The sequence below is a fragment of the Streptomyces venezuelae genome (genome assembly GCF_008642375.1).
Taxonomy (GTDB): Bacteria; Actinomycetota; Actinomycetes; order Streptomycetales; family Streptomycetaceae; genus Streptomyces; species Streptomyces venezuelae_G.
The window spans coordinates 4,076,350-4,101,780 of sequence record NZ_CP029194.1; the positions used below are offsets into that span (position 1 = coordinate 4,076,350).

The window sequence follows — 25,431 nt, forward strand, 5'->3', positions numbered from 1 at the left end:
GTGACACTCGCGTTGAGCGGGACGGTCATGCCGGAATGTGGCCGACCGTCCACAGCGTCCTCGCTGTGTATGTTGCCTACCCGCCACAAGGGCCGGCAGGACTTTCAAAGGAACCTCGCCATCCGAAGATGGACGGGGTATCAACTAATCTGGCGTTGATTTTTGGCACGCTGTTGAGTTCTCAAGGTGCGGACGCTTCCTTTGTACTCACCCTCGCGGGCTTTCCTCCGGGCTTTTCCTTCGTTCCGAAGCTTATCAGATCTTTCCGATCCGATTTCCTCGGTGCTTTCCGGTCCCTTTCGCTTTCGCTCCGGGCCCTTCCGGCGTTTCCGACTCTATCAGATCCTTTCGGCGTCTGATCCCCAGTCAGCGGGGTTTGTCTTTCCGGCTGTTGGGCCGTTCCGACGTCTCAAACTCTAGCGGATTCCCCCGTCAACTCATAATCGAGTCTTTCGAATTGAATTTCGGCATGCCGAAATTCGTCCCGGTGGGGAGATCGTGCTGAGTAGAGGTGCCGCATCAGCGGCGTGAGTGGCTGTCGAAGAACCGTTCCGGCTCCGTGACAACTCGGAGAACATTACGCATCCGGCGGGGGGCGTGTCAACCCCCGGCCGGGGCGCGCGGTGGTGGGGTCAGTCCAGGTCCGTCAGGCGGCCGCCGGCGTCCGGCTGGGTGAGCTCCACGCGGCGCAGGAGGCGGATGAGGACCTCGCCGAGGACTCCCCTCTCTTCTGCCGTGAGGTCCTGGAGGAGGTCCTCCTCGAAGCCCGTGGCCATGCGCATGGCCTCCAGCCACTTCGAGCGGCCCTCGTCCGTGAGCTCGACGATCACGCGGACGCGGTTGTTCTCGTCGCGGTCGCGGGTGACCAGGCCTTCGCCCGCCATCCGGTCGATGCGGTGGGTCATGGCGGCCGGGGTGAGGCCCAGTCGCTTGGCGAGCTCGCCCGGACCCAGGCGGTACGGCGCTCCGGCGAGGACCAGGGTCTTGAGGACCTCCCACTCGGCGTTGCTGATGCCGAGGTCGGCGAGCTGGCGACCGTACGCCACATTCATCCGGCGGTTCAGTCGGCCGAGGGCCGAGACGACCTTCTCCACCTGAGGGTCGAGGTCGCGGTACTCGCGCTGGTAGGCGGCGATCTGCTCGTCGAGGGTCGGTTCCTGGGGGGCCTGCGGGCCGGACCGCTCGGGGGTGTCGGACATGCGGTGAGTATCCCACGCGGTCCGTTGGCGTTGAAGTCCTTCACTGTGTACTGTTAAGGATCTAACTTTAGTGTTGAAGTCTTCAAGGTTCAGAGCTACACCTCTGAACCTGCGACCGAAGTGGGTGAGTGTGACCAAGGCGAGGGGCGCTGCGATGCGCCGTATTCAGGCAGGCAGCGCGCTGAGCGCGTTCGGACTCGGCTTCACCGTGCCGTACCTCTATGTGTACGTCGCTCAGGTGCGGGATCTGGGCGCGGCGACCGCGGGCATCGTTCTCGCCGTCTTCGCCATGGCCGCGCTCGTGGTGCTGCCCTTCAGCGGGCGGGCCATCGACCGGCGCGGGCCCGTGCCCGTCCTGCTCGTCGCCTCGGTCGTGGCCGCCGTGGGTGCGGTGGCGATGGGCTTCGCCTCCAGCGTGCCCGCTGCCGTGGCGGCAGCCGCGCTGCTCGGCGCCGGTACGGCGGTGCTGCAGCCGGCGCTCGCCACGATGATCGTCTGGTGCTCGACGCCGGCGGGCCGGACCAGGGCCTTCGCCATGCAGTTCTTCCTGCAGAACCTCGGCCTCGGTGTCGGTGGTCTGATCGGCGGTCTGCTCGTCGACACGAGCCGTCCCGGCAGCTTCATCCTGCTGTTCTCGATCGAGGCGGCGATGTTCCTGGTGCTCGCCGCGGTCGTGGGGACCGTGCGGATGCCGGGCTCCCCCGCGCTGCGCGGTGCCCGTCCCTCCGAGGGCGGCAAGGGCGGCGGTGTCCGCGCGCTGCTCGGGCACAAGGCGATGGTGCAGCTGTGCGTCCTCGGTTTCGTCCTCTTCTTCGCCTGCTACGGACAGTTCGAGTCGGGTCTCGCCGCCTACGGCACCGAGGCCGCCGGGATCCAGCCGTCGACGCTGGGCATCGCGCTGGCCGCCAACACGGCGGTCATCGTGGCCGCCCAGTTCCTGGTGCTGAAGTTCGTCGAGCGCCGCAAGCGGACCCGGGTGATCGCGGCCGTCGGTCTGATCTGGACCGTGGCGTGGCTGATCGCCGGGTACGCGGGGCTCGGGCACGGCAGCCAGGCCATGGCGACCGCCGCGTTCGTCTCCACGTACGCGCTCTTCGGGCTCGGCGAGGCGATGCTGTCGCCGACCGTGGCGCCGCTGGTGGCCGATCTGGCGCCTGAGTCGATGGTCGGGCAGTACAACTCGGCCTTCGCCCTGGTCAAGCAGCTCGCGCTCGCCGTCGGTCCGGCCGTCGGCGGGCCCATGGGGGCCGCGCTGCACGGTCCGTACATCGTGACGTTCGTGCTCTTCTCGCTCGGCATCACGTTCCTCGCGGTCCGGCTCGGCCGGCAGCTGACCCCCGAGCAGAACCAGCCCTCGCTCGTCGTCGCCAAGCCGTCGAAGGTCGTGGCGCGGCACCTGCCGGAGAAGGAGACCGCGGCCGTTTAGACCGACCCGGTCAGGGCTTGTTCGGCAGGGCGAACTCGCACCAGACCGCTTTGCCTCCGCCCGGTGTGCGGCGGCTGCCCCAGGACGAGGCGATCGTCGCGATGATGGAGATACCGCGACCCGCCTCGTCCTCCGTTTCCGCCCTGCGGCGGCGCGGGAGGTGGTCGTCGCCGTCGGTGACCTCGATGATCAGGCGGCGGTCGGTGCGGCGCAGGCGCAGCCGCATGGGCGGGGTGCCGTGCTGGAGGGAGTTCGCCACGAGCTCGCTGGTGGCGAGGACGCCCAGGTCGCGCAGCTCGACCGGGAAGCGCCAGGACGAGAGGACTCCCGAAGCGAAGGCACGCGCGCGGGGTGCGGCCTCCACCCCGCCGAGGAGCTCCAGGGCCGCGTTGTGGAAGAGCTCGGCGTCCGAGCCCTGGCGGGAGGGGTGCTGGACGACGAGGACGGCCACGTCGTCGTCGTGCTCGGCGGTGACCCCCAGGGCGCGGAGCAGCCGGTCGCAGACGACCTGCGGGGTGCCGCTCGCGCCGGCGAGGGCGCGGGCCAGGGCCTCGACGCCCTCGTCGATGTCCTCGCGGCGGCGCTCGACCAGGCCGTCGGTGTAGAGGACGGCGGTGGAGCCGGGCGGCAGGGCGATGGAGCCCGAGGCGTGCAGCCAGCCGCCGGTGCCGAGGGGCGGGCCCGTGGGGTCCTCGGCGCGGCGCACGGTGCCGTCCTCGTCCCGGACGAGGATCGGGAGGTGGCCTGCCGAGGCGTACACCAGCTTCCCCTCGCTGGGGTCGTGGATCGCGTACACACAGGTGGCGATCTGGCTGGCGTCGATCTCGGCGGCGAGGCCGTCGAGGAGCTGGAGCACCTCGTGCGGGGGCAGGTCCAGGCGCGCGTAGGCCCGGACGGCGGTGCGGAGCTGGCCCATGACGGCGGCGGCGCGGACGCCGCGGCCCATCACGTCGCCGATGACGAGCGCGGTGCGGCCCGCTCCGAGGGTGATCACGTCGTACCAGTCGCCACCTACCGCCGCGTCCGTGCCGCCGGGCTGGTAGGTGGCGGCGATCCGCAGGTCGTCGGGCTGCTCCAGCTCCTGCGGGAGCAGGGAGCGCTGGAGGGTGACGGCGGTCTCGCGGTGGCGGCGCTCGCTGGTGCGGAGCCGCTCGGCGGCCTCGGCGTGGTCGGTGACGTCGGTGGCGTGGACGAGGACGCCGCCCTCGATGTGGGGGCTGTCGACGGGCAGGCACGTGACCGTGTACGAGCCGCCGTCCTGGGTGCGGCGGGACTTGACCGTGCGGGGCTTTCCGCTGCGCAGGACCTGGTCCATGAGGGGCAGCAGGCCGAGGTCCTCGGCCTCCGGGCAGGTGTCGGCGACGGTGGCGCCCGCGGGGCGGGGGCCGAACGCGGCGGCGTAGGCGTCGTTGACGTACGCGATGCGGTGCTCCGGGCCGTACACGAGGGCGACCAGGCCGGGGAGGCGGCCGAGGAGCTCCCGTACGGAGAAGTCCTCCAGGGCGGGGACCTCGGCGGCGGGGTCGGCGGCGGCGCCTTCGGCGAGCTGCTCCAGCTGCTGCCCGTACTCACCGCGGGCTGCGGGCACGGAGCCTTCGGTCCCCCGCGCCGCGCGGCGCTGCGTGCCGGGGAGCCGGGCGCTCCAACGGGTGAAGTTCACGGATCTGTATGCCTCGTGGTGTCGGTGCCGTGCAGAGTCACGCTGTGCAGGTGTGAGCCCACCTATGGTCACACGTCCAGTGTGGACGAGTGCACTGACAGTGATGTCAGGACGACGGCTTGTCGCCGTCTGCGGGTGGCGGTGCGGCGGCGAGTTCGAATTCGGCGCGTGGGTGTTCCAGCGAGCCGAGAGAGACGATTTCCCGCTTGAACAGGCCGGAAAGGGTCCATTCGGCGAGGACGCGGGCCTTGCGGTTGAAGGTGGGGACGCGGCTGAGGTGGTAGGCGCGGTGCATGAACCAGGCCGGGTAGCCCTTGAGTTTACGTCCGTAGACGTGGGCCACTCCCTTGTGGAGGCCGAGGGAGGCGACGGACCCCGCGTACGCGTGCGCGTACTCCGTGAGCGGGCGGCCGCTCAGGGAGGCGGCGATGTTCGCGGCGAGGACCTTGGCCTGGCGGACGGCGTGCTGGGCGTTGGGGGCGCATTCCTTGCCGGGTTCTCCGGAGGTGATGTCGGGGACGGCCGCCGCGTCGCCCGCCGCCCAGGCGTGCTCGACGCCTTCGACGGCGAGGCGGGCGGTGCAGCGGATCCGGCCTCGTTCGTTCAGGGGCAGGTCGGTGGCGGCGAGGACGGGGGCGGGCTTGACGCCGGCGGTCCAGACGACGGTGCGGGTGGGCAGGCGGGTGCCGTCGCTGAGGACGGCGATCCGGTCCTCGCAGGATTCGAGGCGGGTCTCCAGACGGACGTCGATGTTGCGGCCGCGGAGCTCGCGGATGGCGTATTTGCCCATGTCCTCGCCCACCTCGGGGAGGATCCGGTCGGATGCCTCGACGAGGACCCAGCGCAGGTCCTCGGGCTTGACGTTGTGGTAGTACCGCGCGGTGTAGCGGGCCATGTCCTCCAGCTCGGCGAGGGCCTCCACGCCCGCGTAGCCGCCGCCGACGAAGACGAAGGTGAGGGCGGCGTCACGGATCGCGGGATCGCGGGTGGAGGAGGCGATGTCCATCTGTTCGATGACGTGGTTGCGCAGGCCGATGGCCTCCTCGACCGTCTTGAAGCCGATGGCGTGGTCGGCGAGGCCGGGGACCGGGAGGGTGCGGGAGACGGAGCCGGGGGCGAGGACGAGCTCGTCGTAGGTGAGCTCGAGGCCGCCGCTGCCCTCCTCCTCGGTGGCGAGGGTCGAGAGCGCGGCCGTGCGCTTGGCGTGGTCGACGGATCGGACCTCGCCGATGAGGATCCGGCAGCGGTCGAGGACCCGGCGGAGGGGGACGACGACATGGCGCGGGGAGATGGAGCCGGCCGCGGCCTCGGGCAGGAACGGCTGGTACGTCATGTACGGCTCGGGGGTGACCACCACGATCTCGACCGTGCCGGCTCTGAGCTCGGCCCTGAGCTGCCGCTGGAGGCACAGCGCGGTGTACATGCCGACGTATCCACCGCCGACCACGAGAATGCGCGCAGGTTCGGTCACTGTCCCATGACGCAACGCCGTCCGTGGTTTGTCCACAGGCTCGACAAATTGTGTGACCGGTGGGGTACGGAGGCGCGGGGTGGCGCGCGAGCGGGGGACAGGGGAAACGATGCAGGTCACAGTGGGCGTGACGGGTGGGTCGTGGGGTCGGAATCGGGAGTCTTCCGGGCCTTGCTCCGATCGGGGGGCGCACCGTACGGAACTGCCCCTTCTGAATTGACCCGGACTCAACTATGTTCGTACTTCATCGGGGTGTGGGACGGGAGCGCGTGGACCGAAGCGCTCGCGGGCCGGAAGCCCCGTGTCAGGGCGGGGAGTCTCCGGGGGGAGACATCATGAGCGGGGGAACGCTTATGCAGATTCAGGATTCACGGTGGCAGTCGGGCGCCGGTACGGCGACCGCTGACGACAGCCAGGGTGCCGGGACGGTGTCCCTGTCGGCGGGCGGCAGGTCCGCGCCGCTGCGGGTGGACGCCCAGCGCAATCTGGAGCACGTGCTGCGCGCCGCGCGCGAGGTCTTCGGCGAGCTCGGTTACGGGGCTCCCATGGAGGACGTGGCGCGCCGCGCCCGGGTCGGCGTCGGCACGGTCTACCGGCGCTTCCCCAGCAAGGACGTGCTGGTGCGGCGGATAGCCGAGGAGGAGACCTCCCGGCTGACCGAGCAGGCGCGGGCGGCGCTGGGACAGGAGGAGGAGCCGTGGTCGGCGCTCTCCCGGTTCCTGCGGACCTCGGTCGCCTCGGGTGCGGGTCGGCTGCTGCCTCCGCAGGTCCTGCGGGTGGGTGTGGACGAGCCCACGGGACCGGTCGGCGCGGACGCTTCCGCTTCCGGGGACGCGGCCCGGGTGCCGTACCAGCGGGGCGTCGCCGATCCCGACGCCCGTGTCGTCGCGCCGCGCCCCGTGCCGGCCGAGGAGCGGGACGACGCGGGGGCCGCGGAGCTGCTCGACGTCGTCGGCCGGCTCGTGGACCGGGCGCGTGAGGCCGGTGAGCTGCGGGCCGACGTGACCGTGGCCGACGTGCTGCTCGTCATCGCGACCGCTGCTCCGGCGCTGCCGGACGCGGCGCAGCAGGCGGCGGCCTCGACGCGTCTCCTCGACATCCTTCTTGAGGGCCTGCGCTCCCGGTAGGGGATTCGCGAGGGGCCCTGGGGACTCTCGGGGGACTTACGGCGGGAGCGGTGTTTCTGTGCTCCGGGCGGACCAACGAGCATCGCACGAACGTGTGAGCGGTTACGCCCGGATACAGGAAGTCGCCCCGGACGAGTGGTAAGTGGACGCGGCGCTTCGGCGTGCTCGCGCTCTGTGGCAGTCTTGGCCGGTGTTCGGGTCTGGGCGTGCGTACGGGGGCTTCCGCGATGAGCGGTGACGGTCGGGACGATCCGCTGGGCAGCGGCGGCGCGGAGACCGGGGGACTGCCTCCCCGCCAGGTCCCGAGCCAGGGTGGCCCGGGAAGCCTGCCCGGTGTGCACGCGAGCGGGGCGGGGACGGTCGAGGCAAGCGTCCCTCAGCAGCGCGAGGGCAAGGCGGGTGCCGGGTCGGGTGTCGGGGGCGGGGGAGCGGGCTTCGCCGCGGACGACACGGCCGACGAGGCCGGTGGTGTCCTGCCGCCGCCCGTCGAGCTGCCCCCCTCCGACTCCGAGCTCGTCCAGCTCATGCGGGACGGCGACGACTCCGCGTACGAGGAGCTGTTCCGACGCCACTCCGAGGCCGTCCGGCGCTACGCGCGCACCTGCTGCCGGGACGCGCACACCGCCGACGACCTCACCGCCGAGGTCTTCGCCCGCACCCTCCAGGCGGTCCGTGGCGGGGCCGGTCCCGAACAGGCCGTGCGCGCCTATCTGATGACCACCGTCCGGCGCGTCGCGGCGAACTGGGCCAGGACGCAGAAGCGCGAGCACCTCGTCGAGGACTTCGCCGTCTTCGCGGCGGAGGCCTCCCGCTCCTCCGAGGTGTCCGACCAGGACACGATGGACCTCGGCGCCGAGGTCCGGGCCATGCACGAGGCCGAGCAGTCGCTCGCCATGCAGGCCTTCCGCTCGCTCCCCGAGCGCTGGCAGGCCGTGCTGTGGCACACCACCGTCGAGGAGGAGTCCCCGAGCGACGTCGCCCCGCTCTTCGGGCTCACCGCCAACGCCACGGCCGTGCTCGCCAGCCGGGCCCGCGAGGGCCTCAAGCAGGCCTACCTCCAGGCCCATGTCAGCCAGTCCCTCACCGCCGGCGGCGACTGCGCCCGGTACGCGGACCGGCTCGGCGCCTACGCGCGCGGCGGACTGCGGATGCGGGCCGAGCGCGGGCTGCGCAAGCACCTGGAGGAGTGCGCCAAGTGCCGGCTCGCCGCCGGTGAGCTGGCCCATGTCAACGCCGGGATCCCCGCGCTGCTGCCGATCGCCGTGATCGGCTGGTTCGCCGCCGGGTACTCCCTCAAGGCCGCCGGGGTCGTCGCGGGCGGTGCCGTCGGCGCCGCCGGCGCGGGCGCGGCGGCCGCGGCCTCCGGCGCGTCCGGCGGGACCTCCGGTGGCGCGGCCTCGGGCGGCGCCGCCGCCGAGGGGCTCGGCCTGCCCGCGAAGGCGGGCATCGCGGCCGGCCTGGCCGTCGCCGCGGCCGCCGGGCTCGTCTGGGCCATGGCCGGTGACCCGCAGCCCGTCGCCGCGCCGAAGCCCACGCAGCCGGTCGTCACCCCCGTCGTACCGCCGGAGCCCGCTCCCCCGGCGAAGCCGACGCCGACGCCCGAACCGCCGCCCCCGCCCGTACCGTCCGATCCGCCGAAGCCCACGCCGAAGCCGACTCCGACACCCGAGCCGACGCCTACGCCCACACCCGGCCCGGAGAAGCCGTCTCCCGAGCCGACGCCCAAGCCCACGCCGACGGTCAGTCCTGAGCCCACACCGACGCCGACGCCCACACCGACTCCGACGCCCACGCCAAGCGCCGAGAAGACCACCCCGAAGCCGCCGCCCCCGCCCGCGCCGGCCACCGTCTACCCGGTCGACGAGCTGGAGTACGGAATCTTCGGCGACGGCACCAAGCCCGAGGTGTCCCTCTCCGAGAGCAGCTGGATGTGGCCGCGGAACGGCCTCTCGATCAACGACACCCGGTACGCCCACGGGGTGAGCGTGCACGCGCCGTCCTCGCTGCTCATCAACCTCAACCGGCAGTGCACGAGCTACGACGCGGTCGTCGGCATCGACGACATGAGCGCCCTCTTCGGCCAGGGCGGCGTCCGCTTCTCGGTCTACGGGGACGGCGAGCGGCTCTGGCGCTCCGACGTCGTCCGGGCGGGCGATCCGCCGCTCCCGGTGCACGTCGACATCACGGGCCGCTCCATGCTCCGGCTCGTGGTCGAGGAGCACACGCCCTTCGGCAGGGCCGCGATCGCCGACTGGGCACAGTCCCGGATCAGCTGCTCCTGACCGGTCCCTCCGGTCCCTCCGGTCCCTCCGGTCCCTCCGGTTCCGTCGCCGTGTAGGCGGCCGCGAGCGCCAGGACGTCGTCCGGGGCGAGGCCCGTGCCGGCCGAGCGGGCGGCGGCGAGGCCGGACGCGCCGAGGGCGGTGAGCGCCCGCGCGGTCACGTCCTCCGCCTCCCGCAGCTCCGGGACCGAGCGGGGCAGCTCGTGGCGCCAGGTGTCGACGGCGGCAAGGACCGTCACCGCGAGGGCCGGTTCACCCGCCTCGGCCAGGGTGACCGCGAGCCCCTCCCCGAGTGCCGCCACGATGAGGTCCGCGCACTGGGCGTCCCGCGCGACGCGCAGCGCGGCCGCGGCGGCGGCCACGGCGGCGGCACCCCCGCCCTCGTACGCCTCGACGCGGGCGGCGAGTCCGGTCATCGCGGCCTCGAAGTGCGGCGGCGGAGGGCCGACGCCGATCAGCCGGCCGGCCGCCTCGAGCCGGGCGCGGGCCGCCTCGACGTCGCCGAGGTGGCAGGCGATGGCCGCGCCCAGGAAGCACACGAACATCTCCGTGTCCCGCACGTGGTAGCGCTCCGCCTCCCGGGTCGCTTCTTCGAGCCCCTTCACCGCGGCATCCATGTCACCGGCGCGGTAGGACAGTTCGGCGAGCCGGGCGATGAGGAACGGGGTCTCCGCGTGGGCTCCGACCTCGCGGGCCAGGCCGAGGGCCTCCTCGTACGCCTCCCCCGCCTCCTCGTGGCGGCCCCGCATCATGTTGGCCTCGGCCGCCGCGCTCGCGATCTGCGCGCCCATCCAGCGGTCGCCGACCCTGCGGGAGAGGACGCGGAGTTCGGCCAGGTCCGCGTCGATCCCGGCGACACCGCCGGACAGGCCGCCGGGCATGTCGACGACCAGATGCGTACGGAACATGAGGGTGACGCCGACCTCCCAGTCACCGCCGTGGCGGCGGCAGTTGGCGACGGAGGCGTCCAGCAGGGCGCGGATCCGGGCCGGTTCCTCGCTGAGGTACGCGGTGAACGGCCAGAGCAGGCCAGGAAAGCGGGCGGCCTCGGGGCCCGGCTCGCTGCCGAACGCGTCGCGCACCCGGGCGACCAGGGCGATGGCGTCGCGGTCGTCGCGGTAGTGGGCGGCCGTGTGGTTCTCGACGGCGAGGAAGAAGTGCAGCATGCGCAGGTGCATGCGCGGCCAGTACCGCGGGTCGGCCGGGTCGTCGGGGTCCTCGCCGAGGGCGAGCGCGCGGTCCACCCAGGCCAGGCCTTCGGGGCGGTAGTTGCGCAGCCACCAGAACCAGCCCATCGCGAAGACGAGCCGGTGGGCGGCGGCCTCGTCGGGGGCAGTGAGGAGGACGCGGTGGAGCGCGGCGCGGATGTTGTCGAGGTCCCGCTCGATCCGGCCGATCCAGGGGAGCTGCTCCCCTGACCGCAGTTTCGGCTCGGCCTTCTCGGCGAGGGCCGTGAAGTGGGCGGTGTGGGCGGCCCCGGTGGCGGCGAGGAGCTCGGGCGTCTCGGCGGCGCGCTCGGCGGCGTACTCGTGGATGGTCTCCAGGAGCCGGTAGCGCATCTCGCCCTCGTCGGTGGGCGTGGCCACGACCAGCGACTTGTCGACGAGCGCGCCGAGGGTGTCGGCCGCCCCGGAGGCCAGGGCCTCGGCGGCGGCGAGGTCCCAGCCGCCGGCGAAGACGGAGACCTGGCGGAGCAGGGTGCGCTCGGCGGGTTCGAGCAGGTCCCAGGACCAGTCGACGACCGCGCGGAGGGTCTGCTGGCGGGGCAGGACCGTGCGGGAGCCGGAGGTGAGGAGACGGAAGCGGTCGTCGAGGCGGTCGGCGATCTGGCGCGGGGTGAGCAGGCGGAGGCGGGCGGCGGCCAGTTCGATGGCGAGCGGCAGGCCGTCGAGGCGGCGGCAGATCTCGGCGACGGTGCCGGCGTCGGCGTCGGTCCCGGCGGCCGGGTCGAAGGAGGGGCGTACGGCGCGGGCGCGCTCGGCGAAGAGGCGGTGGGCCGGGTCGGGCGGGAGGGGCTCGACGGGGCGGACCGATTCGCCGGGGACGCCGAGGGGTTCGCGGCTGGTGGCGAGGATGCGGAGCCGCGGGCAGCGGGTGAGGAGGGTCTCGGCGAGGGCCGCCGCCGCACCGATCACGTGCTCGCAGTTGTCGAGGACGAGGAGGAGGGGGCGGCGGGCGAGGTGCTCCACGAGGTGGGCGGTCGGATCGTCCTGGAGGGGCACGCCGTCGCGGCTGATCAGGTTGATCTCGCGGAGCCGGAGCGCGGAGAGCACGGCGCCGGGGAGCGCCTCGGGGTCGTCGAGGGGGGCGAGTTCGGCGATCCAGGCGTCGGGGCCGGCGGCGCGCACCGCGGCCACCTCGGCGAGCCGGGTCTTGCCGGAGCCGCCGGGGCCGGTGAGCGTCACGAGGCGGGAGCGGGCCAGGTCGTCCTGGAGCGCGGCGATCTCGGGCTCGCGGCCGACGAAGGAGGTGAGGCGGGGGCGGATGTTGCCCGGGGTGGCGGCGGGGGTGGGGGTGGGGACGGTGGGTCGTGCGGGGGTGATGGACGGTTGTTGCGTACGCGGCTCGGGCCGGGGCTCGGGGCCGGGCCGGGGGGTGGCCGCGAGGAGTTCGTGGTGGAGCGCGGCGAGTTCGGGGCCCGGGTCGGTGCCGAGGGCGTCCGCGAGGGTGCGGCGGGCCGACTCGTACGCGGCGAGCGCGTCGGCGTGGCGGCCCTCGGCCCGCAGGGCGCGGATGAGGTGGGCGTGGAAGGCCTCGTCGTACGGGTACGTGGTCGTGAGCTCGGTCAGCTCCGGTACGAGTCCGTCCGTGGCGCCCCGGCGCAGGTCGGCCTCGACGCGGCGGCGCAGGGCCGCGAGCCGCTGGGCCTCGGGCCGGAGGCCCGCCGGGTCGGGCAGGTCGGCGAGGGCGGGGCCCCGGAAGAGGGCGAGGGCCTCCCGGAGGAGGGTGGCGGCGGTGTCGGGGTCGCCGGCGTCGAGGCGGGTGCCCGCGTCCCTGGCCAGGCGCTCGAAGACGTACAGGTCGATGTCGTCGGGACCGGCGGCGAGCCGGTAGCCGGGGCCGGGGGTGGAGGCGACGGCCTCGGCGCCGAGGATCCGGCGGAGGCGGCCGACGAGGGCCTGGAGGGCGGCGGGCGCGTCCTGCGGCGGGTCGTCCCTGTACACGTCGTCGGCGAGTTCGGTGGCGGTCGCGGCCCGGCCACCGCGCAGCGCGAGCGCGGCGAGGAGCGCGCGCAGCCGTGCGCCGCCGAGAGGGAGGGGGGTGCCGTCGGGACGAAGGGCCTCGGTGGTGCCGAGGATGAGATACCGCACCGGGTCATTGTGTCCGGTGTCCTCGGGGTGCGCCTCGGGGTTTAGCCGGGTGGGACCCTGAGCGTCAGGCCGTCAGAACGCCGAGGTGTCGAGCTCGAAGCCGAGAGGGCGGGGAAGCGGGACGACTGTCCCCAGCTTGTGGATGGACTTGTGTCCGTAGTCGTCACCGGAAGGACCGGAACACACAACGGCCTCACCCGTCTCACGGTCGATCAGCAGGTAGACAGGGATGCCGGCCCGCGCGTAGGCCCGGATCTTCTGGACGCGGTCGCGGCTCGCGGTGGAGGAGGAGGTCACCTCGGCGACGAGGAGAACCGGGTCGGGACCGTGCCACTCCTGCTGGTCGTCGAAGCTGCCCTTAGGGGCGATGACGAGGTCGGGGATGACCCTGACCGTGTCGGTGGCTCCCGGCAGGCTGAGGCCGATGCCCGTGAAGTTGCGGAGCTCCCTGTCGACGCGACGGGCGATGACCTGTTCCACCACCTCAGTCACGATCTCCTCGTGCTCGCCGTTGGCCGGAGGCACCACGCAGATCTCCCCTTCGATCAGCTCCACGCGCCAGCCCTTGGGGGCCAGCGCGCTGAACAGCTCGAAGGCCTCCTGGACACTCGCACCCTCACGTTCGGGCATGCCCTCGGAGAACGCGTCTTCCGGAACCGGCAGCGGCATCGCCACGCTGGACCTCCTTCGCTCGGTGCGACGCTCTCAGCTTAGGGCGGGCAGCGCGGCAAGGTCCGGAACGCGTTCACTCGAACGAGCGTGCTGTGACGATTCACCCCCATCGCCCGCCCCCCTCACGCCGGCAGCGACCTCGACGCCGGGATCAGCGGGCCCTGGACCGCGCGGTGGGCTCGGGGTTCCGTCGTGTTCGTCCAGCAGGAGCCTCGGCGGGACAGGAGGCGGCGGAGCCAGAGTTCGGTGGAGACCAGGTCGGCCAGGCCGTCCAGCGGGACCGGTGCGCCGTCGGCCGCCGCGGTCAGGGCCTCGCGGACGACGCGGGCCTCGATCAGGCCCGCGTCCGCGAGGAGCGGGGCGTCGAAGAGGGCCAGGAGGTGGGGGAGCGCGGCGCGCAGGCCCGCGCGCGCGGCGGCGGCCGGGACCGCCGGGTGCGGGGCGCCCCAGCCCGGGGGGAGGTGGTGGACGCCGGCGCCCGTGAGGACCGTGCGCAGGATGGACGCCCGGGCGTCCGGCTGGACCCGGAGCGACTCGGGGAGGGCGCGGCAGGCCCGTACCACCTGGTTGTCGAGGAACGGGGCGTGCAGCCGCTGGCCGCGGATCTCCGCCGCCTGCTCCAGGACCCGGTGGTCCGCCGCCGCCCGCGCGAGGGCGGCACGCGCGCGTGCCTCGCCCGGGCGCTGGACCGAGGTCGGCAGCGTCGCCGCCCTGTTCAGGCGAACCGATACTTCAGCCAGCGCCTCCCCCGTCATCCAGCGCGCCGCGGGCCCCGGTCGCGACCAGGTCAGTGCGGAGAGCGAGGCCTCCAGGGGGCCGAAGCCGTCCGGGGCCGCGCGGTTCGCCTCCAGGACCCGTCGCGCCGCCGCCTCCAGGCCCGTCCGGTACGGGGTACGGGCCAGCTTCCGCGCCGCCCTGTACACGGTCAGCGGCACCAGGAGCGCGCCCCCCGGCGCGCCCGACGCCTTGGCGAGCGCCGCCACCGGGCGCACCAGGGAGCGGCGCCTGCGGTCCATCAGGAGGTCGGCGAGGCGCGCCGGGTGCGCGTCCAGGACCTGCTTGGCGCCCATCCCCGTGAAGTGGTCCGCGCTGCCGCCCGCGAGCCTCCGCCGGTGGCGCTCCGCCGTGACGAGCGACGGGCCCGGCTCGTCGGTCAGCGGCCCGTCCAGCGCCGCGTACGGGAGCGCCTCCTCGCCCGCCGCGACCACCACGTGGTGCAGGCGCGGGTCCGCCGCGATCTCCCCGGCCCGTTTCAGTTCCTCCTCGCGGTCCGAACCCGCCCGGGTCACCAGGTCGTTGAAGGTGACCGCCAGCAGTCGCTCCCCCGCGCCCGCGCCGTGGCCGAGGATCGTGCCCGGCACCCCCGGAAGCCCCGCCGCGAGGAGCGCGAGCGTGCCGGAGGCGCTGCCGCCGGAGAGGTCCGCGCCGATGCCGGGCGCCGGGCCGCCACCCCGGGCCGCGCGCCGGTCGGCGGGCCCCATCCCGGGCACCGGGCCCGGATCGGGCAGCGGGGCCTCGGGCGCGTGCCGGGGCGCGGTGAGCCGGGCCCTGACGGCCTCGACCAGGGCGTCCCGTACTCCTTCGACGGCCTGCCGGGCGTCCGACTCGGGCGCCGCGACCGCGAGCGAGGCCACCGTCTCGTACCCGGCGATCTCCCGCGAACCCTCCCGCAGGATCAGCGCGTGGCCCGGCGGGACCCGTCGCACCCCCTCGTACGGGGTCGAGTCGCGCAGCGCCTCCGGAGTCTCGGGGCAGGCGAGCAGCGCGCCGAGGTGGCCGATGTCGAGCTGGGCCTCGACGAGGTCGGCGAGCGGCAGGGCGGCGGTCGCGTAGGCGGTGCCGCCGGCCCACGGGGTGTGGAACACCGGTCGGGCGCCCGCGAGATCACCGGTGACGGTGACCCGGCGGCCCGCCTTGACGACGGCGGTGTAGCTCCCCGGCCATGCCGTCAGATGCCGCAGTGCGCCCCCGCGCGCGGTCAGCAGGCCGAGCCGCAGCTCCTCGTCGGTGGCGGCGCAACAGCCGAGCACGGCGAGGCGGGTGTGGTCGTCGACGGCCACCACGCGCACCTCGTCGGGGCGCCAGTCGCCGACCGCCCACAAGGGATCGGGGCCGCCCCACAGGGGTTGCGCGCCCACCGGTTGCACCGTGCGGGCCTCGGCCGCCGTGGTGGAGCCGTGTTCCCTTGTGGAGTCGTAGCCCGTACCGGAGTCGTAACTCGCGCCGGAGCCGTAGCCCGTACCGGAGTCGTAGCCGTACCCCCCGGTGGAGCCGTGGCCCGCGCCGGCGCCGTACCCCGCTGTCGTTGCGAAGCTCGCGGCGACACTGCTCCAGCCCACCAGCCATCGCATCGGCGCCTCCACGTTCGTTTCGGTGGAGGACATGCTGCCACGACAACGGCGCACGGGGCGGAGTCCGGGTGCACGCGCGTGAAAGCCGAATGCGCCCCTGGCATGGGCCAGTTGGGCACCAGCGTCATTCGGCCAAATATCGACCCTCCCCGGAGGGCCGGCGAGGCGTCCGGGTGGCCGCCCGGACGCCCAGCGCCCTCATGCGTCACCGGCAGCCCGGGAGGCGCTCCCGCCTCCCGGCGCCGTCCGCCGCCCGCGGGGAATGGAGCGGCGGTGTCCCCCAGCCCACTGGTCCGGGACACCGTTCCCGGCCGAGCGGGCCGACCCACGCACCACCCATGGAAGCGCTCCCCGCGCCGGCCGGACGAGAGCGCACGGCCGGGCGCACGGCCACACGGCGGGAGCACGGGGCGGGCCGGCGGCCCCCGGCGCCGTCCTTTCACACAACAATCCCGCCATACGGAACACCGCCCCTTAACGGTAGGGATGCGGCGAACTACGCTGTGTTTACGAATGCCGCACGCCTATGCCCGGCGTCGTGGCGGCCGTCTGGGTTGTCGAGGGGTGGCGTCATGTCCAGGGAGCAACGCGGGCCGAACGAAAAGCTCGGCACGGTTCTCGCCCTCGCGGGAATCAGCAACGCCGGGCTCGCCCGGCGCGTCAACGACCTCGGTGCGCAGCGGGGGCTGACGCTTCGTTACGACAAGACGTCGGTCGCCCGGTGGGTGTCGAAGGGCATGGTGCCGCAGGGCGCCGCCCCGCACCTGATCGCCGCCGCGATCGGCCAGAAGCTCGGCCGGCCCGTGCCGCTGCACGAGATCGGGCTCGCGGACGCCGATCCGGCGCCCGAGGTGGGGCTCGCCTTCCCGCGCGATGTGGGCGAGGCGGTCCGCTCGGCCACCGACCTGTACCGGCTGGATCTCGCCGGGCGGCGGGCCGGCGGTGGCGGCATCTGGCAGTCGCTGGCCGGCTCCTTCGCGGTCAGCGCGTACGCGACGCCGGCCTCCCGCTGGCTGATAACCCCCGCCGACCCGTCGGTGGAGCGCGAGGCGCCCCGTCTCGGGGCCGGGGGCGGAGGGGCCGGAGCGGGATCCGGTCCCGGCGCCGGCTCGGGGCCCGGTTCCGGTTCCGGTGGGGAGGAGTCCGGATCCGGCGCAGGCGGGGGCGCGGAGCACGTGCGCGTGGGCCACAGCGACGTCGCCAAGCTCCGTGAGGCCGCCGAGGACGCGCGCCGCTGGGACTCCAAGTACGGCGGCGGGGACTGGCGCTCGTCGATGGTCCCCGAGTGCTTACGCGTGGACGCGGCGCCGCTGCTGCTCGGCTCGTACTCGGACGAGGTCGGCCGCGCGCTCTTCGGCGCGACCGCCGAGCTCACGCGCCTGGCGGGCTGGATGGCCTTCGACACCGGCCAGCAGGAGGCCGCCCAGCGCTACTACATCCAGGCCCTGCGGCTCGCCCGCGCCGCCGCCGACGTGCCCCTCGGCGGCTACGTCCTCGCCTCCATGTCCCTCCAGGCCACCTACCGGGGCTTCGCCGACGAGGGCGTCGACCTCGCCCAGGCCGCGCTGGAGCGGAACCGGGGGCTCGCCACCGCCCGCACCATGTCCTTCTTCCGGCTCGTCGAGGCCCGCGCGCACGCCAAGGCCGGGGACGGGCCGGCCGCGGCGGCGGCGCTGAAGGCCGCCGAGGGGTGGCTGGAGCGGTCCCGGTCGGGCGACGCCGACCCGACGTGGCTGGGGTTCTACTCGTACGACCGGTTCTGCGCCGACGCCGCCGAGTGCTACCGGGATCTGCGGATGCCGCGCGAGGTGCGGCGCTTCACCGAGCAGGCGCTGTCCCGGCCGACGGAGGAGTTCGTCCGCTCGCACGGGCTGCGGCTCGTCGTCTCCGCCGTCGCCGAGCTGGAGTCGGGCAACCTGGACGCGGCCTGTGCGGCGGGCACGCGCGCGGTGGAGGTGGCCGGGCGGATCTCGTCGGCACGGACGACCGAGTACGTACGGGATCTGCTGCACCGGCTCGAACCGTACGGGGACGAGCCGCGCGTCGTGGAGCTGCGGGAGCGGGCACGCCCTCTGCTGGTGGCACCGGTGTGATCCGTGCGGTCGGCGTGAGCTGCGTCTCGTGAGGTTTCGCGGGATTGTCAGTGGGCCAGTGCACTATCAGGGGTGGGAGGTGACAGGTGGCGCTGGTGTTCGACTGTGACGTGCTGGTGATCGGTGGTGGGATCGTCGGTCTGTCGACGGCGTACGCGTTGACGCGCGCCGCCCCCGGCACGCGGGTCACGGTCCTGGAGAAGGAGCATGCCCCCGCGCGGCACCAGACCGGGCGCAACAGCGGGGTGATCCACAGCGGGATCTACTACCGGCCCGGCTCGCTGAAGGCGCGGTTCGCTGTCGAGGGCGCGGCCGAAATGGTCAAGTTCTGCGCGGAGTGGGGCATTCCGCACGAGGTGACGGGGAAGCTCGTCGTCGCCACCTCGCGCGAGGAGCTGCCCCGGCTGCACGCGCTCGTGCAGCGCGGCAGGGAGAACGGCATCCCGGTGCGGGAGCTCGGGCCCGCGCAGATCAGCGAGTACGAGCCTCGGGTGCGGGGGCTGGCCGCGATCCATGTCGGCACGACCGGCATCTGCGACTACACGGCCGTCGCCAAGCAGCTCGCGGATGCGTCGGGGGCGCGGATCCATTACGGGGCCGAGGTCACCGTGATCGACCGCCGGCCGTGGGGCGTCGCCGTGCGGACGGCGGACGGACGGGTCGTGCGGGCGCGGGTCCTGGTGAACTGCGCGGGGCTGCACTGCGACCGGATCGCACGGCTCGCGGGCGACGACCCGGGGATGCGGATCGTCCCCTTCCGTGGGGAGTACTACGAACTGGCGGACCCCTCGCTCGTGCGGGGGCTGGTCTATCCGGTGCCGGATCCGGCGTTCCCGTTCCTCGGGGTGCATCTGACCCGGGGCATCGACGGCGGCGTCCACATCGGGCCGAACGCGGTGCCGGCGCTCGCCCGGGAGGGATACGGCTGGTCCGTCGTCCGCCCGCGCGAACTGGGCGCGACGCTGGCATGGCCCGGGTCGTGGGCGATCGCCCGTGACCACTGGCGGTACGGGGCGGGTGAGCTGCGGCGCTCGCTGTCGAAGCGGGCCTTCACGGAGGCGGTCCGGAGACTCCTCCCGGTGGTGGAGGAGTCCGACCTGCGGCGCGCGGCGCCGGGGGTGCGGGCGCAGGCGGTGCTGCGGGACGGGACGCTGGTCGACGACTTCCTGATCCGGGAGGCGGCGCGGACGGTGCACGTGCTGAACGCGCCTTCGCCGGCGGCGACGGCTTCGCTGCCGATCGGGCGGGAGGTGGCTCGGCGGGCGCTGGAGCGGTTGTAGCTTCGCGGGCGGGCGGGCGTGGGGTGCGGCGCGAGGGCTTGGATCCCCCACCCCGCCCCTCCCCGAAACCCTGCCGGGGGCTGGCGGGGGTGGAGGGGGAAGTTCTTCTTCTCCGGGGCTCCGCCCCGGACCCCTAGGACGGCAGCTCCGCGCCGCCGGCACGAGCAGCCCCGGCGGACCGGGCGCCCGAACCCCCGAGCACGGCATCTCCGCGCCGTCAGCACGAGCCGCCCGCCGGACCAGGCACCCGAACCCCGAGGGTCGGCGGCTCCGGGCGGCTCGCGCTCGGCCAGTCGTCCCGGGCCTCGGGGTCGCTCTGTCGCCTCAGGATCGGGTGCTCGTGACTCGGGTCGGGGTGGAGCGATCGTAGAATCGGGGCATTGTGTCTGAGCAGCCAGAGAACAGTTCCCGTTCCGCCGCCGAACCCGTCCAGCCTGTCGCTCGGCGGGGCAGTCGGATGTTCGCCCCCGGTGAGGGGCCCCTGCCCGATCCCGCCGGGGCTCATCACGAGCGGCGGATCCGGAGTTTCCAGCCGCGGCGCAGCCGTGTCACCTACGGGCAGGCCGAGGCCATGCTCAAGCGGTGGCCCGACTGGGGTCTCGACATCGACGGCAAGCGGGTCCTCGATCTCGGCGAGATGTTCGACGGGCTCCCGGTCGTCCTGGAGATCGGCTTCGGGATGGGCGAGGCGACCGCGCAGATGGCCGCCGCCGACCCCGGGACCGGCATCCTCGCCGTGGACGTGCACACGCCCGGGCAGGGCAATCTGCTCGGCCTCGCCGACCGCAACGGGCTCACCAACGTCCGGGTCGCCAACGGCGACGCGATCATCCTGCTCCGCGAGATGCTCGCCACCGACTCCCTCGACGGCTGCCGGGTGTACTTCCCCGACCCCTGGCCCAAGGCCCGCCACCACAAGCGGCGCCTGATCCAGCCCGAGTTCCTCAGCCTCCTCGCGACCCGGCTCAAGCCCGGCGGCGTGCTGCACTGCGCCACCGACTGGGAGTCGTACGCCGAGCAGATGCTGGAGGTGCTCTCCGCGCATCCCGACTTCGAGAACACCCGTGCCGACGGCGGCTTCGCGCCCCGCCCGGACTTCCGGCCCGTCACCCGCTTCGAGGGTCAGGGCCTGGACAAGGGACACGTCGTGCACGACCTCCTCTTCCGGAGGAAGTGACAGGGAGTTCGTCACTCCTTGGCCCTGTGTCGGTGGCGGTCGTTAGGGTCGATCACGTGTCGAATTCCGTCCCCGCCGAAGGTGATGTACGAGGCGAAGTCCGCGGCGAAGTCGAGGGGGGAGCGGGAGTGGGGTCTGCCGCTCCCGTTCCTCGTCTCGACACCGACGACCCCGTCTTTCCGGTCGCCGCCGACCGGTCCCAGTGGCGCTACCGGCCCCGCCGCGCCTTCTGGCGCAGTCGGCTGTTCCGGGCCGTCGCCGTGATCACGCTGCTCGCGCTCTGCGCCCTGGTCATCCTGGCGCTGGTCCGCGAGCAGACCGGCACCCAGGGCTTCCTCGTCGGCCTGGGCCTCGCGGTGCTTCCCGTACCGCTGCTCATGGCCGCGTTCCGCTGGCTCGACCGGGTCGAGCCCGGCCCCTGGAAGAACCTGCTCTTCGCCTTCGCGTGGGGCGCCTTCGCCGCCGCGCTCGTCGCGATCCTCGCGAACTCCTTCGCGGTCCGCTGGATCGCGACGGCCACCGCCGACCCGGACTCGGCCGACACCCTCGGCGCCACGGTGATCGCACCGGTCGTCGAGGAGACCGCGAAGGCCGCCGCGATCATGATCCTCTTCCTCTTCCGCCGGCGGCACTTCGGCGGGCTCGTCGACGGGGTCGTCGCCGCCGGGTTCACCGCGACCGGCTTCGCCTTCACCGAGAACATCCTCTATCTCGGCAATGCCTTCGGCGAGGACCAGGAGTTCGGCTCCACCGGCATCGGCTCCGTGACCGCCGCGACCTTCTTCGTACGGATCGTGATGTCGCCGTTCGCGCATCCGCTGTTCACCGTGCTCACCGGCATCGGCTTCGGCTTCGCCGCCCTCGCGCCGCGCGGCAAGCGGCTGCGCCGCGTGCTGCTGCCGCTCGCCGGGCTGCTGCTCGCCATGGGCATGCACGCCGCCTGGAACGGCTCGGCCACCTTCGGCGGCCCCTGGGCCTTCTATCTCGTGTACGCGTGCTTCATGGTCCCCGCCTTCGGCCTGCTGACCTGGCTCGCGGTGTGGAGCCGGCAGCGCGAGCTGCGCACGATATCCGGCGAGCTCCCGGCGTACGCGGCGGCCGGCTGGCTCTCCCCCGCCGAGCCGCTCGCCCTCTCCTCGATGCGCGCCCGCCAGCTGGCCCGCTCCTTCGCCGCCCGGACCTACGGCCCTCCGGCGGCGCAGGCGGTCGGCGAGTACGAGTCCTTCGCGACGACCCTCGCGTTCCTCAGGGACCGGGCCCGGCGCGGCACCGCCGGACCCGACTTCCCGGCCCGCGAGCAGGAGCTCCTGCACCACCTCTGGCAGCGCCGGGCGGTCGCCTCCCCCGCGCTCACGTACGCCGCACGGGCCACCGGCCGGGTGTGGGCGCCGCCGCAGTACCTGGACTACGGCGGCTACAACCCCTATCGAAGCTAAGAAGACGAGGCTTCCTTCAGGAGCTTCAGGTCCGCCTCCGTGAGCGTGAGGTCCGCCGACGCGACGAGGGCCGGGAGCTGGTCGACCGTGCGGGCCGAGGCGATCGGCGCGGCGACCGTGGGCTGCGCGGCCAGCCAGGCGAGGGCGACGGTGGCGACCTCGGCCTCGTGGGCCTCGGCGACCGCGTCGAGCGCGGAGAGCACGGCCCGGCCCCGGTCGGTGTCGAGGTGTGCGGAGGCCCCGGAGGCGCGGACGCTGTCGACGGCCGTTCCCGGGCGGTACTTGCCGGTGAGGAAGCCGGAGGCGAGGCCGAAGTAGGGGACGGCGGAGAGGCCGGCCCGCTCGACGGTCTCCTGGAGCGGGCCCTCGTACGTCTCGCGCGAGACCAGGTTGTAGTGCGGCTGGAGCGCGACGTACCGGGCGAGGCCCTCCGCCTCGGCGAAGTCGAGGGAGGCGCGCAGCCGCTCCGGGGAGATGTTGGAGGCGGCGACGGCCCGCACCTTGCCGTCCTTCACGAGCTGGTCGAGGGCGGTGACGATCTCCTCGACGGGGACGGTCTCGTCGTCGAAGTGCGTGTAGTAGAGGTCGATGTGGTCGGTGCCGAGGCGGCGCAGCGACTCCTCGACGGCCGCCTTGACGGTGGTGGCGGCGAGCCCCTTGTAGCGGGGGTGGGCGCCGACCTTGGTGGCGATGACGAGGTCGTCGCGCCGGCCCCGGGAGGCGAGCCAGCGGCCGATGACCGTCTCGGACTCGCCGCCCTCGTGGCCCTCGGCCCAGGAGGAGTACATGTCGGCGGTGTCGACGAAGTTGCCGCCGGCGGCGACGTAGGCGTCGAGGACGGCGAAGGACTCGGCCTCGTCGGCGGTCCAGCCGAAGACGTTGCCGCCCAGGGCGAGCGGGAAGACGTGGAGGTCGGAAGCGCCCAGCGGGCGGAGGGTCGTCATGGGGTGATCAACCTTCCGCGCCACCGGGGCTATTCCGTGCGGGACGCGGGAGCGTCAGATCGACAGGCCCTTGGAACGGAGCCAGGCGGCCGGGTCGAGGCCGTCGCCGCCCGCGGTGTGGACCTCCATGTGGAGGTGGGCGCCGGTGACGTTGCCGGTGGCGCCGACGCGGCCGATGGTCTCGCCGGTGGTCACGGTCTGGCCGGCGCCGACCGTCATGGAGGAGAGGTGGGCGTACCAGACCTCGGTGCCGTCCTCCAGCTCCAGGACGACCCGGTAGCCGTACGAGCCGGACCAGCCCGCCGACTTGATCGTGCCGCTGTGGACCGCCTTGAGCGGAGTGCCCGTGGGGGCCGCGAAGTCGAGGCCGGTGTGGTAACCGGAGGACCACATCGAGCCGGACTGCATGTAGGTCGCGCTGACGCTGTACGAGGAGAGCGGCATCGAGTAGCTCGCGGCGAGCCGGGCGAGGCGCTCGGCCTCCGCCTTCTCGGCGGCGATCCGCTCGGCCTCCGCCTTGGCTTCCGCCTCCGCCTTGGCCTTGGCCTCCGCTTCGGCCTTGGCCTTCGCCTCGGCGGCCGCCTTCTCCGCCGCGGCGGCCTCGGCCGCGGCCTTCTCCGCCGCGGCCTTCTCGGCGGCGAGCTTCTCGGCGGCGTCGGCCGAGGCCTGCTGCTGCTCGGCCTGCTGGAGGATGCGGGCGCGCAGGATCTCGCCGGCGTCGACGGCGCGGTTCGGGGCCGCCTCGGCGGTCCCGGTCTGCGTGGTGAAGGAGGCCTGGGTGGTCCGGGCGGTGGCGTCCGCCTTCTCCCCGGCCGGGGTGACGTACGTGGCGGCGGTGAGCGGGTTCGGGTTGCCGCCGGTCGCCTCGATGGTGTCCCGGATCTGCCGGTCGGCCTCGTCGGCCTCGTCGTCGGCGAAGAGCTCGCCGACGCCGGGGAGGTCCTCGGCGGCCGGGAGGTTCAGGTCGGGGAGGTTCGGGAGGTCGGGGAGCGATATCGCGACCGGGGGCTTCTCCTGCGCGGTGGCGAGGCCGCCCGCACCGACGGCCGCGATGACGCCGACGCCGAGGACGGTGGAGGAGCGGGCGAAGTTGGAGCGCTGCTTGACGACCCGGTGCCGGCCGCCGGAGCGGCTCTCGGCGCGGAGGGATCCCTCGGTGGGGTTCCACTCGGTGTCCGGAGCGGCGGGACCCGCACGGCCACCGAAGGCATCGAAGGGGGCTTCGGGTGCGGGAGTGTTGGACGCCACGGAGGCGCGCTCCTTTCCTTCCTTCTCGCCTACCGGGTTAGCTGACGGGTTCGGAGCAGGAAGGTCTCCTACGGGCTCGTCGCACGGGTGCGAGGGCCTGATTCACCCCAAGTGGTGGTTCCCCGGTTCCTTTTCAGGATTCGGCGCGTGCGCACGGTGCCGTCTCTTGCGACGGTTGTGACGACCGCGCTGCGTTATCGAACGTTAATAGACAGGGGGGCCCGATTCCAAGCTGTTCCCAGTGATCATTCATTGAATTGGTGGGGAATCGCCCGAGTTGACCCCCCTTCAGCAAGGAGAGGCCAAACCCTCGCGATCTGACGTTATGTCAATTGTTATCGCAGCGACACCCTTCGACTACGCCTGGTGACCGGGCCGGTCCGGCGGCGCCGGCGGCACCGATGGCACCGGCGGCACCACCGGCATCGTCCGGCGCCTCTCCGGCTGCCCCGCCGCGGGCCTGCTCAGCGCGAGCAGCGCCATGTCGTCCGTCGACCCGCCGCCCGTGTGGAGGCGTACGTCGTCGACGAGCGCGTCGAGCAGCTCCTCGGGTCCCGGGAAGATCCGCCCGGCGAGGCGGGACGCCGGGTCGTAGAAGACGCCCTCCGCGTCCCGCGCCTCCGAGAGGCCGTCCGTGTAGAAGAGCAGCGTCGCGCCCGGCGGGTAGGGCCGCTCCTCGGCCCGGTCCGGCCACGCCGCCAGCTCGCCCATCCCGAGCGGCAGCGCCGGCTCCGCCGGATCCAGCACGTCGAGACCCCCGTCCGCGTACAGCAACAGCGGCGGCGGATGCCCGCGGTTGACGATCCGTACGCTCCTCTCCCCCGCCCCGTCGGCGCGCGGGATCTCTGCCAGGACGGCCGTCGTGAACCCCTCGAAGGCGTCCAGCCCGTGCCTGCGGGTCCCCTCCCGGGCCAGCGCCCGCTCCAGCCGCTGCGCCACCCCCTCCAGGCTCCGCTCCTGCTCGGCCGCCTCCCGGAACGCCCCGATCACGACGGCGACGGCCTCGACCGCCTCCATCCCCTTGCCCCGTACGTCCCCGACCACGAGCCGCACCCCGTGCGGGGTGTCCTGGACGGCGAAGAGGTCGCCGCCGATGAACGCGTCCGCCTGCGCCGCCTCGTAGCGGGCCGCGCACTGCAGCCCGCCGATGCGCTCGACGGGCGTCGGCAGCACCGCCTTCTGCGCGGTCTCCGCGATGACCCGGGCGGAGGCCAGCCGCTCGCCGCTGCGCCGCACGACCCGGTTGACGAGGAGGGCGAGCGCGGACACGGTGACGACGGTCAGCGTCTCCGTGAGGGCCGGGATCTGGTCGACGGTGCCGTTGTAGACGTGCAGCCCGACCGAGGCGAGGACGGCGGCGATCCCGGTGAGCAGGGTGGTCGGTGTGGAGAAGAAGGGCGCGGCGATCAGCGGGGCGGCGGAGAAGAGCGGCGCCGCCGTGTACGCGGGCGGTGTCGCCACGTCGTAGGCGACCCCGCCCACGATGACCAGCGGGGGCAGCGCCCGGATGAACCGCCGGGCGCCGCCGTACGCCGGACGGCCGTACGCGGTGCGGCCGTCGCCACGCCGCCGCCCGCCGTCCGCCCGCCGCCGCTCCTGGGGGTGCCCCACCTGTGCTCTCCTGCCCCGGTCCGTACCGGCCACGGTGTTCCGTACCGCGCCTCCCAGGGTGGCCGCCGCCGCACCCGGCGGCGACCCCCACGGGGCCGACTGGCGTACCGGGCCGGGCCCGGAGGGCGACCGTCCCCGCCGCCG

16 protein-coding genes and 1 riboswitch are annotated in these 25,431 nt (G+C 73.7%); of the genes, 7 read left to right on the forward strand and 9 right to left on the reverse strand.

Annotated elements, in window-relative coordinates; all coding sequences use genetic code 11:
- Positions 1–632: 632 nt before the first annotated feature.
- Positions 633–1,199: a MarR family winged helix-turn-helix transcriptional regulator gene (locus DEJ46_RS18560; RefSeq protein WP_055642278.1), complete on the reverse strand. Its 567-nt coding sequence runs from the start codon at positions 1,197–1,199 to the stop codon at positions 633–635.
- Between the two features lie 154 nt (positions 1,200–1,353).
- Here DEJ46_RS18560 and DEJ46_RS18565 point away from each other — a divergent pair, with 154 nt between their 5' ends.
- Complete coding sequence (locus DEJ46_RS18565; RefSeq protein ID WP_190622740.1) at positions 1,354–2,625, forward strand: MFS transporter; 1,272 nt, start codon at positions 1,354–1,356, stop codon at positions 2,623–2,625.
- Positions 2,626–2,635: 10 nt separating this feature from the next.
- Here DEJ46_RS18565 and DEJ46_RS18570 read toward each other — a convergent pair whose 3' ends face one another.
- Both DEJ46_RS18570 and DEJ46_RS18575 read right to left on the reverse strand, forming a co-directional pair.
- Entirely contained in the window at positions 2,636–4,285 is a 1,650-nt protein-coding gene (locus tag DEJ46_RS18570) for a SpoIIE family protein phosphatase (RefSeq protein WP_150267895.1), read from the reverse strand.
- A gap of 106 nt (positions 4,286–4,391) precedes the next feature.
- Positions 4,392–5,756: an NAD(P)/FAD-dependent oxidoreductase gene (locus tag DEJ46_RS18575; RefSeq protein WP_150267897.1), complete on the reverse strand. Its 1,365-nt coding sequence runs from the start codon at positions 5,754–5,756 to the stop codon at positions 4,392–4,394.
- 335 nt (positions 5,757–6,091) lie between these two features.
- On the opposite strand from DEJ46_RS18575, the gene DEJ46_RS18580 reads away from it, so the two are divergent.
- A complete protein-coding gene (locus DEJ46_RS18580; protein WP_150267899.1) occupies positions 6,092–6,883 on the forward strand; it encodes a TetR/AcrR family transcriptional regulator in 792 nt (263 codons plus the stop codon).
- Positions 6,884–7,110: 227 nt separating this feature from the next.
- On the forward strand, positions 7,111–9,165 hold the full coding sequence (locus tag DEJ46_RS18585; protein ID WP_150267901.1) for a sigma-70 family RNA polymerase sigma factor: 2,055 nt from the start codon (positions 7,111–7,113) through the stop codon (positions 9,163–9,165).
- Here DEJ46_RS18585 and DEJ46_RS18590 read toward each other — a convergent pair.
- From DEJ46_RS18590 to DEJ46_RS18600, 3 genes are all read right to left on the reverse strand, one after another.
- A complete protein-coding gene (locus DEJ46_RS18590) occupies positions 9,152–12,475 on the reverse strand; it encodes an ATP-binding protein (protein WP_150267902.1) in 3,324 nt (1,107 codons plus the stop codon). The genes DEJ46_RS18585 and DEJ46_RS18590 overlap by 14 nt on opposite strands.
- A 72-nt stretch (positions 12,476–12,547) precedes the next feature.
- Positions 12,548–13,144 (reverse strand): Uma2 family endonuclease, encoded by a 597-nt coding sequence (locus DEJ46_RS18595; RefSeq protein ID WP_190623228.1) that lies wholly within the window; start codon positions 13,142–13,144, stop codon positions 12,548–12,550.
- 125 nt (positions 13,145–13,269) lie between these two features.
- The gene (locus DEJ46_RS18600; RefSeq protein ID WP_150274549.1) at positions 13,270–15,498 is read right to left on the reverse strand and encodes an asparagine synthase-related protein; all 2,229 of its coding nucleotides are present in this window, start codon (positions 15,496–15,498) and stop codon (positions 13,270–13,272) included.
- 572 nt (positions 15,499–16,070) lie between these two features.
- On the opposite strand from DEJ46_RS18600, the gene DEJ46_RS18605 reads away from it, so the two are divergent.
- The 4 genes from DEJ46_RS18605 to DEJ46_RS18620 all read left to right on the forward strand — a co-directional run bounded on the left by DEJ46_RS18605 (position 16,071) and on the right by DEJ46_RS18620 (position 21,484).
- Entirely contained in the window at positions 16,071–17,591 is a 1,521-nt protein-coding gene (locus tag DEJ46_RS18605) for an MFS transporter (RefSeq protein WP_150267904.1), read from the forward strand.
- A gap of 95 nt (positions 17,592–17,686) precedes the next feature.
- The gene (lhgO, locus tag DEJ46_RS18610) at positions 17,687–18,871 is read left to right on the forward strand and encodes an L-2-hydroxyglutarate oxidase (protein WP_150267906.1); all 1,185 of its coding nucleotides are present in this window, start codon (positions 17,687–17,689) and stop codon (positions 18,869–18,871) included.
- A 457-nt stretch (positions 18,872–19,328) separates the two neighbouring features.
- The gene (trmB, locus tag DEJ46_RS18615) at positions 19,329–20,048 is read left to right on the forward strand and encodes a tRNA (guanosine(46)-N7)-methyltransferase TrmB (RefSeq protein WP_223834765.1); all 720 of its coding nucleotides are present in this window, start codon (positions 19,329–19,331) and stop codon (positions 20,046–20,048) included.
- 128 nt (positions 20,049–20,176) lie between these two features.
- The gene (locus DEJ46_RS18620) at positions 20,177–21,484 is read left to right on the forward strand and encodes a PrsW family intramembrane metalloprotease (RefSeq protein WP_223834767.1); all 1,308 of its coding nucleotides are present in this window, start codon (positions 20,177–20,179) and stop codon (positions 21,482–21,484) included.
- Here the strand turns inward: DEJ46_RS18620 and DEJ46_RS18625 are convergent.
- The 3 genes from DEJ46_RS18625 to DEJ46_RS18635 all read right to left on the reverse strand — a co-directional run bounded on the left by DEJ46_RS18625 (position 21,481) and on the right by DEJ46_RS18635 (position 25,287).
- Positions 21,481–22,428, reverse strand: a complete 948-nt coding sequence (locus tag DEJ46_RS18625; RefSeq protein WP_150267912.1) for an aldo/keto reductase — start codon at positions 22,426–22,428, stop codon at positions 21,481–21,483. The two genes, DEJ46_RS18620 and DEJ46_RS18625, sit on opposite strands and share 4 nt — an antisense overlap.
- A 54-nt stretch (positions 22,429–22,482) precedes the next feature.
- On the reverse strand, positions 22,483–23,676 hold the full coding sequence (locus DEJ46_RS18630) for a M23 family metallopeptidase (protein ID WP_150267914.1): 1,194 nt from the start codon (positions 23,674–23,676) through the stop codon (positions 22,483–22,485).
- Positions 23,677–23,687: 11 nt separating this feature from the next.
- Positions 23,688–23,832: riboswitch (cyclic di-AMP (ydaO/yuaA leader) on the reverse strand.
- A 201-nt stretch (positions 23,833–24,033) separates the two neighbouring features.
- On the reverse strand, positions 24,034–25,287 hold the full coding sequence (locus tag DEJ46_RS18635) for a PP2C family protein-serine/threonine phosphatase (protein ID WP_150267916.1): 1,254 nt from the start codon (positions 25,285–25,287) through the stop codon (positions 24,034–24,036).
- Positions 25,288–25,431: the final 144 nt, after the last annotated feature.